Annotated in this window: 9 protein-coding genes and 1 pseudogene; 5 read left to right on the plus strand and 5 right to left on the minus strand. The window is 72.6% G+C overall.

The window, feature by feature from the left end; translation table 11 throughout:
- Both AOK00_RS24350 and AOK00_RS24355 read left to right on the plus strand, forming a co-directional pair.
- A pseudogene (locus AOK00_RS24350) lies at positions 1-284 on the plus strand (LLM class F420-dependent oxidoreductase); the annotation flags it as partial.
- Positions 281-715, plus strand: a complete 435-nt coding sequence (locus AOK00_RS24355) for a nucleoside deaminase (RefSeq protein ID WP_055602420.1) — start codon at positions 281-283, stop codon at positions 713-715. The pseudogene AOK00_RS24350 and the gene AOK00_RS24355, both read left to right, overlap by 4 nt.
- Positions 716-733: 18 nt before the next feature.
- Here AOK00_RS24355 and AOK00_RS24360 read toward each other — a convergent pair whose 3' ends face one another.
- Positions 734-1,609: an NAD(P)-dependent oxidoreductase gene (locus AOK00_RS24360; RefSeq protein ID WP_055602427.1), complete on the minus strand. Its 876-nt coding sequence runs from the start codon at positions 1,607-1,609 to the stop codon at positions 734-736.
- 123 nt (positions 1,610-1,732) lie between these two features.
- Between AOK00_RS24360 and AOK00_RS24365 the strand changes: the two genes are divergently transcribed.
- Positions 1,733-2,329: a TetR/AcrR family transcriptional regulator gene (locus AOK00_RS24365; RefSeq protein ID WP_079042168.1), complete on the plus strand. Its 597-nt coding sequence runs from the start codon at positions 1,733-1,735 to the stop codon at positions 2,327-2,329.
- Positions 2,330-2,444: 115 nt separating this feature from the next.
- Here the strand turns inward: AOK00_RS24365 and AOK00_RS24370 are convergent, their stop codons facing one another.
- Complete coding sequence (locus AOK00_RS24370) at positions 2,445-3,356, minus strand: NAD(P)-dependent oxidoreductase (RefSeq protein WP_055602421.1); 912 nt, start codon at positions 3,354-3,356, stop codon at positions 2,445-2,447.
- A 200-nt stretch (positions 3,357-3,556) separates the two neighbouring features.
- On the opposite strand from AOK00_RS24370, the gene AOK00_RS24375 reads away from it, so the two are divergent.
- Together AOK00_RS24375 and AOK00_RS24380 are read left to right on the plus strand one after the other, a co-directional pair.
- Positions 3,557-3,898 (plus strand): winged helix-turn-helix transcriptional regulator, encoded by a 342-nt coding sequence (locus tag AOK00_RS24375; protein ID WP_055602422.1) that lies wholly within the window; start codon positions 3,557-3,559, stop codon positions 3,896-3,898.
- Positions 3,899-4,044: 146 nt separating this feature from the next.
- On the plus strand, positions 4,045-4,740 hold the full coding sequence (locus AOK00_RS24380) for a class I SAM-dependent methyltransferase (protein WP_055602423.1): 696 nt from the start codon (positions 4,045-4,047) through the stop codon (positions 4,738-4,740).
- Positions 4,741-4,867: 127 nt separating this feature from the next.
- On the opposite strand, the gene AOK00_RS24385 is transcribed toward AOK00_RS24380, so the two are convergent.
- The 3 genes from AOK00_RS24385 to AOK00_RS24395 all read right to left on the minus strand — a co-directional run bounded on the left by AOK00_RS24385 (position 4,868) and on the right by AOK00_RS24395 (position 8,223).
- Positions 4,868-6,520, minus strand: coding sequence for a hypothetical protein (locus tag AOK00_RS24385; RefSeq protein ID WP_055602424.1), 1,653 nt, complete (start codon positions 6,518-6,520; stop codon positions 4,868-4,870).
- Positions 6,517-7,461 (minus strand): ABC transporter ATP-binding protein, encoded by a 945-nt coding sequence (locus tag AOK00_RS24390; RefSeq protein ID WP_055602425.1) that lies wholly within the window; start codon positions 7,459-7,461, stop codon positions 6,517-6,519. Before AOK00_RS24390 ends, AOK00_RS24385 begins: the two co-directional genes overlap by 4 nt.
- 75 nt (positions 7,462-7,536) lie before the next feature.
- Entirely contained in the window at positions 7,537-8,223 is a 687-nt protein-coding gene (locus AOK00_RS24395; protein WP_055602426.1) for a bifunctional DNA primase/polymerase, read from the minus strand.
- Positions 8,224-8,328 lie beyond the last annotated feature (105 nt).

The following is an 8,328-nucleotide window of genomic DNA, read 5'->3' on the forward strand; positions in this document are numbered from 1 at the left end:
TGCCCATGGCCCGGATGCGCGCGGTGCTGGCGGACCACACGCTGCCGGGGTTCGCGCCCCGTATCGCCCTGCGGCTGACCACCACGCCCGTCGACGACCCCGAACGGCCCGCCGGGGTCGGCACCGTCGAGCAGATCCTGGCCGACCTCGACCAGCTCCGTCTGCTCGGCGCCGACACCGTCGTACTCGACCCGTACCACGGAGATCCGGAGGAGACCCGCAGGCCCCACGAGGCCTGGCGGGCGCTCACCACCGTGGCCACCCACCGGAGGACCACCTCATGATCACCACCGCCGACGAGACCCTCCTGCGGCGCGCCATCGGCCTCGCCGCCCGCGCCGTCACCCTCGGGGACGCGCCGTACGGTTCCCTGCTCGCCGGCCCGAACGGCGAGATTCTCGCCGAGGCGCACAACACGGTGCGGCGCGACGACGACATCACCGCCCACCCGGAGCTGAAGCTCGCCCGCTGGGCAGCCCGCGAGCTCGACCCGGCCACCGCCGCGCGCACCACCATGTACACCAGCTGCCAGCCGTGCGGGATGTGCGAGGGTGCCCTCGTGCGGTCCGGCCTCGGCCGGGTCGTGTACGCGCTCGCCACCGAGCAGCTGGTCGAGCTCGACCCGCGGTCGGGCGACCGGCCGACGGTGGCGCAGGACGGCCCGGCCCTCTTCGACGAGGCGCGCGCACCGATCGACGCGTACCGCCGGCCGTAGCGGAAACAGCTCCCGGCGTCAGGGCCGTCGGCCGAACACCTCGAACAGCCGGGTCAGGCTGTCGTCCTGGTAGCCCTCGCCCGCCGCCCGCCGGAACGTCTCGAGGACGGCGGCGGGCAGCGCCGGATCCACGCCCGAGTCCCGCGTCGTGTGGACGACGTGGTCGAGGCTCGCCACGGCCATCGAGATCCGGTCGACGTCGCCGCCGTGGTCGCCCGCCTCGATCCGCGGCGTGTAGAAGTCGAGGAACTGGCCCATCCCGGTCAGCGTCCCGGTCGCGTACGGCTTGATCTCGGAGAGACCGATGCCGTTCGCGTCCGCCACCGCCGCCATGTGCAGCCAGGCGGTCAGGGTGGTCCAGAAGAGGTCCATCTGGAGCTGGTAGTAGAGCGCGGCGAGCCCGGGGTCCTCGCCCCGGTAGTCCGTGTCCGTCAGGACCTTCAGGAGACCCTCGTGCGCCTCGAAGAGGTCGCGGGGGCCGCTGTAGTAGGTGCTGAACTCCGTGGTGCCGATGCCGGACGGCGGTGTCTGGACGCCGCCGGTGAGGTGCCGCGCCCCGTGCTTCGCCGCCCAGGCGGCCCCCTTGCGGGTCTCCTCCGGGGTGTCCGAGCTGAGGTTGACCAGGACGCGGCCGTCGAGCGCGGAGACGGCGGGTTCGAGGATCGCGTACATGGCGGCGTAGTCGGTGAGGCTCAGCACCACCGCCTCGTTGGCCCTCAGCGCCTCCTCGACGGTGGCGGCGCGGACCGCGCCCCTGGCGACCAGGTCGTCGGCGCGGCTCGCGGTGCGGTTCCAGACGGTGACGCGGTAGCCGGCGTCGAGGTAGGCGCCGGCCATGGCGCGGCCCATGGGGCCGAGACCGATGACGGTCACGGACGCGGGCGGGTTGTTCATGGCGGACGTGCTCACAGCGGACGTGCTCACAGAGATCTCCCCGGTCACTAGAACGAACGCTCTATCTAGTGAGGAACCTAGCGCAGGGCTAGAACGATCGCTCTAGTTCGGTACTGTGGTGGCGTGAAGACCAAGGCCCCGCACGACCCCGAGACCGCCGGAACCCGTGAGCGGATCGTCCGCACGACCTCCCGCCTCATGCAGCGCCAGGGCTACGAGGGCACCGGCGTCAAGCAGATCTCCGTCGAGGCCGGGGCCACCCTCGGCTCCGTGTACCACTTCTTCCCCGGCGGCAAGCAGGAGCTCGGCACGGCCGCGGTGAGGCTCGGCGACGAGGAGTTCGCCGAGTTCCTGGCCGAGGCGCTGGACGCGGAGCCGGAGCCGGAGAAGGCGCTCGTCGCGCTCACCGTCTCCCTCGCCGAAGGACTGCGCGACTCGGACTGGCTCGACGGCTGCCCGGTCACGTCCACGGTCGTCGGTACGGCGGACAGCGCGCCCGGCGTCCAGGAGGCGGCGGCCGAGGCGTTCGCCCGGTGGCGGGCGGTGGTCGCCCGGAAGCTGGCCGCGTCGGGCTTCACGGGGGCGGACGCGGAGGAGCTGGCGCATACGGTGATCGCCACCCTGGAGGGCGCGGAACTGGCGGCCCAGGTCGCCCGCAGCGCCACCCCTCTGGAGGTCGCGGGCCGACACCTGGCCAGGCTGGTCGCCTCGTACCGATGACGCCGATGACGCTGCTGAGGCCGATGACGCCGATGACGCTGCTGAGGCCGATGACGCCGATGAGGCCGGTGGCGCGGATGACTCGGACGACGTGGATGGTGCGGATGGCGAGGACTCACGACGAGCGCCGTGCGCCCGCGGAGCCCTCCCCCCTGAGCACCTCGGTCAGGGCCGAGATGCTGTGGCTGCCGTGGCCCGCGTCGACCGCACGCCGCAGCAGATCGTTCAGTGGGTCGATCCAGGTCGTGTCGACGTTCGTCTCCTCGCCGAGGGCCTTGTCGTGGGCCGCGCCCGCGAGAAACAGGTCCACGGAAGAGGCCGCGTCCGTGTAGTCGCCGCTGTCGATCTCCTTGGCGTAGCCCGGCAGCAGGGACTTGATCATGTCGAGCCACTTGCCGGCGAACCGCACCATGCTGTCCGCCTCAAGGCCCCGGGCCTGGAGCGCGGCGGCACCCTGGAAGAACCCGACGAGCGCGGGCAGCAGCATCGCGCCCACCGCCATCTCGTACAACGCGGCCAGGTCGGTCCCGGATCCCAGGTGGACGGTGTCGCCGCCCAGCACCCTCAGGGTCGTCCCGTACTCGTCGAAGACCGACTCGTCGCCGCCGTAGTACAGCAGTGTGTCCGGCGCCCCCACGGCCGCAGGCACGTTCTTGACGGCCCCCGCCAGGAACCTGGCGCCGTGACCGGCGGCCCAGCCCGCCGTCGCACGGGCGTCGGCGGGCGAACCGCTGTTCAGCGTGACGAGGGCCCGCCCGGACAGTGCCGCCCCGGCCGGTTCCAGCGCGGAGCGGGTGTCGCCGAAGGTGGTCAGGCAGGTCACGACCAGCGGACTCGCCTCCACCGCGGCCCGCACCGATGCGGCGTGCACGGCGCCCGCGGCGACCAGCGGGGCGGCCTTGGCGGCCGTACGGTTCCAGACCGTCGTCGGGTGCCCCGCACCGAGGAACGCCTCGGCCAGTGCTCGGCCCATCGAACCGAGCCCGATCACGGTCACGGGGGTGGGGGTGGCCTGGTCGTCGGACATGAGTCACTCCAGCGGGTAGTCGGTGATGGGCGAGTGCGCAGGCAGGCGCACATCTGCGCGGGCGTGCGTCGAGTGGCGCGCCGCCGGTCGCCAACAGGCTTGTCCGTCACGGCACTTCACTCATCCTGGAGTGGCACGCGCATTCCGACAAGTACCTACAATTCTGTTCGGTACCCACACTTCTGTAAGGGTGATTGCTGATGGCCGGGCGGACCTACACCTGCGGACTCGACGCCGCCATCGCCGTGATGGGCGGCAAATGGAAGGGGCTGATCCTCTTCGCGCTGGGTGAAGGACCGCTGAGATTCGGCGAGTTGCGGCGGACGGTGGCCGGCATCAGCGAGCGGATGCTGATCCTCCAGCTCCGCGAGATGGAGGCCGGCGGCCTGGTGCACCGCGAGGTCCACCAGCAGGTCCCGCCCAAGGTGGAGTACTCCCTCACCGAGTTCGGTGGCTCCCTCAACAAGGCGATGGGGCCGCTCGGCGAATGGGGCGAGGAACACCTGGACCGCATCGAGGCGATCTCCCGGGGCCCGGCCTAGGGGTCCGCCGGGCGCCGTTTCTCCGGAGCCTCAGCGAAACTACCCGTTGCTTTAAGGCAGTTGAGTGACCCTGTTCATCCGTTCGCGCGCCTCAGGAGGCTGTCCATCGCCTCCAGCCCTAGGCTGGGCCCGACGAAAGGGCGGCGATGAGCACGGACGCGGACGCGAGCACCGACGGCGACGGAGCGGCCGGGCACGGGACGGTCCGATCCCAGCGCGACCACTGGGAGCGGACCTACGGCACCCACCCCGGGATGTACGGCGACGAGCCCTCCGCCCCGGCCGTCCGCGCCGCAGAGGTGTTCCTGGCCCTGGGCGTCGGCCAGGTCCTCGAACTGGGCGCCGGGCACGGCCGCGACGCCCTGTTCTTCGCCCGTTCCGGGCTCACCGTGACCGCCGCCGACTTCAGCCCTGTCGCCCTCGACCAGCTCGGCGCCCGGGCCGACGCCGAGGGCCTCGCCGACCGGGTGGCCACCGCCGTCGTCGACGTACGCGAACCGCTGCCGTTCGCCGACGCCTCCGTGGACGCGGTCTTCGCCCACATGCTGCTGTGCATGGCCCTGTCCACCGACGAGATCCACGCCCTCGTCGCCGAGGTGCACCGCGTCCTGCGACGGGGCGGCACCTTCGTCTACACCGTCCGGCACACCGGCGACGCCCACTACGGCGCCGGGACCGGTCACGGCGACGACATCTGGGAGCACGGCGGCTTCGCCGTGCACTTCTTCCCCCGCGCCCTGGTCGACGCCCTCGCCGACGGATGGACCCTCGACGAGGTGATCGACTTCGAGGAGGGCGACCTGCCCCGCCGACTGTGGCGCGTCACCCAGACCCGGCGCTGAAGGGACGCTCCGGAGGTGCCGCGGAGACGCGGCAGCGATGCCGCGGACACGGCGATGGCCCGCCCGGTTCGAACCGGGCGGGCCATCGCCGTGTCCGTAAGGGCCGATCACCGGCGACCGGCGGCGACTACCCCTTGCTGACCGCCGCCAGGATCTCCGGCAGCCGCCTCGCCGTCCGCGGCGCCGCCACCTTCAGGCCCGCCCAGATCAGGAGCGCGCCGTAGAGCGTGCCGGCCGGGAGCAGCAGCCAGAGCAGGGACTGCTGGTCGGAGACGTGGAGGTAGATCGTCGCGCCGATCAGCGGAGCGCACAGCAGCGGGGCCGTGAGCATGCCGCCGAGGATCGAGATCCACGCCAGGGCGCCCTGCCCCGGAGCCACGTTCTTGTAGCCGCTGTCCTGGGGGATCGAGTACGGGAAGGCGGCCGAGGCCACCGATCCCGTCGCCAGCATCGCGCCGAGCAGGCCGAGCGCCAGGCCGACGGCGTCCGGGAGCCGGGACCACTCACCGAGGACGCCGACCGTGAGGACCGTGACGAAGACCGCGTACGGGAGGGTGACCATGAGCAGGGCCAGCGCCCGCGCCCGGAGTTCGGCGTACGCGTCGGCCGTCGTCGAGATGGTCTGGGCGACCATCCAGAACGCCGAGGTGTCCTGTCCGAACTGGTTGTACATCAGCATGCCGAGCATGCCGGAGGCGAAGCACGCCCAGTAGATCGAGCCCGTGCCCTGGAGCGCGTTGACGAGAGGGACGATCAGGCCCAGGGCGAGCGAGGTGACGGCCCCGGCCTTCGTCTTCGGGTCGCGCCACAGATAGCGCAGGCTGCGCTCCATGACCGCGCCCGTGCGCCCGCCCGGCAGGATCCGGGCGAGCCGCCCCGTACCGTCGGCCTTGTCACGGACGCCCGCGTCGGAGGCCGCGCCGATCGTGGAGCCGTCGGGCTCGACCATCAGCCGTACGAGACTCCGCTGCCACCAGTGCACGAGCGCCGCGAGCGAGGCCGCCGTGAGCAGCAGCCGGACCGCCGCCACCGCGTAGTCGCCCTCACTGGCGGAGTCGACAGCGGCGATCGCGGCGGCCGGCGGCAGCCAGCCGACGACGGCCGTCGCCGGCTCCAGCGACTCCAGACCGCCGGCCTGGCCCAGGCGCTGGGCGGCGAAGTTCACGACCTGCATGCCGACGGCGATGATCAGGCCGCTCAGCAGCGCCAGGTCCCGGCCCTTGCGGGAGGTGAGGAGCCGGACGTTGGCGGCGGCCACGGCCCGGGACAGTGCCACGCACGTCACGGCCGTCAGCGGTACGGCCAGGACGGCGAGGACCGTGCCGGCCGCGCCGTGCGCGACGGACAGCGCGGCGCCCAGGGCCAGCACGAACGTGAGGACGGGGCCGACACCCACGAGGGAGGCCACGAGCAGCGCGCGGACCAGTGGCCGCGGCCGCAGCGGCAGCATGACGAGCCGCGACGGGTCGAGGGTCTCGTCACCGCTCGGGATGAACAGCGGCATCACCGCCCAGGAGAGCGCGAGCGCGCCTGTGAGGAGGATCGCGACGCTGTCGGCGTCGGCGTTGCCCCGCATGAGGACGAAGGCCAGCAGGAGGGCCGCGGCGAAGGCCGCTCCGAAGACGATGGACAGGATGTACGCGGCCGTCCGTCCCCCGGACTGCCGCAGCCCGTTGCGCAGCAGGCTCAGCTTGAGCCGTACGAAGACGGAGGTGAGGGAGGGGGCGGGACCGGCCGGGGTCGCGGTGCCGGTGGCGGTCGTGGTCGGGAATGCGCTCATCGCTGTGCCCCGCCCGAAGCACCGACCCCACCAGTGCCGCCGGTCCCACCAGTGCCGCTGGCCGCACCGGTCCCACCAGCGCCGCCGGTCCCACCGGCGGCCCCGGCCCCGCCGCCCAGCCAGTCGAGCGAGTCGCCCGCCGCCTCGCGGCCGCTCGCGCCGACGAGCTCCAGGAACGCCGCCTGCAGCGAGGGCGCGTCGCCCCGTACCTCGGCGAGCGTGCCCTGGGCGCGGATCCGGCCCGCCGCCATCACGGCGACCCAGTCGCAGAGCGACTCGACGAGCTCCATGACGTGGCTGGAGAAGACGACGGTGGCGCCGGAGGAGGTGTACCTCTCCAGGACGCCGCGGATGGTCTGCGCCGAGACCGGGTCGACGCCCTCGAAGGGCTCGTCGAGGAAGAGCACCTCGGGGTTGTGGAGGAGCGCCGCCGCGAGTCCGATCTTCTTCCGCATGCCGGTCGAGTAGTCGACGACCAGCTTGTTCTGCGAGCCGGTGAGATCGAGGACGTCGAGGAGCTGTGCGGCCCGCTTGTCGACCTCGGCGCCGGGCAGCCCGCGCAGCCGCCCGCTGTACGCGAGGAGTTCGCGGCCGGAGAGCCGCTCGAAGAGCCGCAGGCCCTCGGGCAGGATGCCGATCCGGGCCTTGACCTGGGCGACCGACTCGGGGTCGGCCCATACGTCGTGCCCCGCGACCTGGATGCGGCCCTGGTCGGGACGGAGCAGGCCGGTGATCATCGAGAGGGTGGTGGTCTTGCCGGCGCCGTTGGGGCCCACGAGCCCGATGAACTTGCCCGCGGGCAGCACCAGGTCGATGCCGTTCACCGCGATCTGCTGGCCGAATCGCTTCCACAGGCCCTCGATGCGCACGGCGGGCGCCGCACCGTCCCCCGGTGCGGCGCCCGCCGTGTCGAACGCTCCGTCAAATGCCTGGTCAGGCATGGTCAGTCTGCCCCTCGTCCGTCCCCGTGTGTCTTACGGCCCCACCCTAAGGGTGAGGCCCGCGGGGACCCAGGGTCATGACGTGCGGCTTCTCGCCTCCGCCGCTTCCCGGCCACACGCGTACGCGAGAGCGCTGATCAGTTCCTCCGCGTCGGGGAGCCAGCGGTTCGCCGGGGTGGGGCGGCGGGCCCACTGGACCGCGCCGCTGCCGCCGATGCGGGTGGGCGGGGCCGCCACGTAGTGGCCCTCGCCGCGGGTGGTGAGGTCGATGGAGGCCGGGACCCAGCCGAGCTTGCGGACGAGGTCGGGCACCTTGGTCGCGGCGCCCGGCAGGACGAAGAAGTACATCCGGCGGTCGGGGGTGCAGGTGACCGGCCCGAGCGTCAGCTCCATCCGCTCCATCCGGGCGAGCGCCAGGAACCCGGCCGACTCGGGCACCTCGATGGCGTCGAACGTGCGGCCCGTCGGCAGCAGGATCGACGCCTTCGGCTGCTTCGACCACATCCGCCGGGCTCCGACCCCGCTGCCGGTCGCCTGGGTCGACCAGTCGGGCCTGACGGCGTGGGCGCCGGGCACGGCGCACGCGTCCGCCCCGCAGGAGCAGCGCTCCCGGCCCTCGACGGCCTCCAACCAGGTCCCGGGAAACACGTCCCAGTGCCGCTCTTCCGCGTACCGCACGGCACTGTCCAGCAGCTGCTCGCCGCGCTGCTTGGGGATCTGTGCGGCTTCCGTGACTCCGATGGTCTCTTCCACGTGGAACACAACTGCCCCCGCCACCTGGGGTTACGGCCAGGGCGTGGAGCGGTGTGAGGCATCGATCCTGCACGTGGGGCGCATCGGTGCACGGGCGGGGGCAGTTGTGTTCCA

This window comes from Streptomyces aureus, assembly GCF_001418135.1.
GTDB classification, from domain to species: Bacteria; Actinomycetota; Actinomycetes; order Streptomycetales; family Streptomycetaceae; genus Streptomyces; species Streptomyces aureus_A.

Coding starts and splice junctions, on each gene's coding strand:
- AOK00_RS24355 (WP_055602420.1), top strand. CDS start 281: ATGATCACCACCGCCGACGAGACCCTCCTGCGGCGCGCCATCGGCCTC.
- AOK00_RS24360 (WP_055602427.1), bottom strand. CDS start 1,609: ATGAACAACCCGCCCGCGTCCGTGACCGTCATCGGTCTCGGCCCCATG.
- AOK00_RS24370 (WP_055602421.1), bottom strand. CDS start 3,356: ATGTCCGACGACCAGGCCACCCCCACCCCCGTGACCGTGATCGGGCTC.
- AOK00_RS24375 (WP_055602422.1), top strand. CDS start 3,557: ATGGCCGGGCGGACCTACACCTGCGGACTCGACGCCGCCATCGCCGTG.
- AOK00_RS24380 (WP_055602423.1), top strand. CDS start 4,045: ATGAGCACGGACGCGGACGCGAGCACCGACGGCGACGGAGCGGCCGGG.
- AOK00_RS24385 (WP_055602424.1), bottom strand. CDS start 6,520: ATGAGCGCATTCCCGACCACGACCGCCACCGGCACCGCGACCCCGGCC.
- AOK00_RS24390 (WP_055602425.1), bottom strand. CDS start 7,461: ATGCCTGACCAGGCATTTGACGGAGCGTTCGACACGGCGGGCGCCGCA.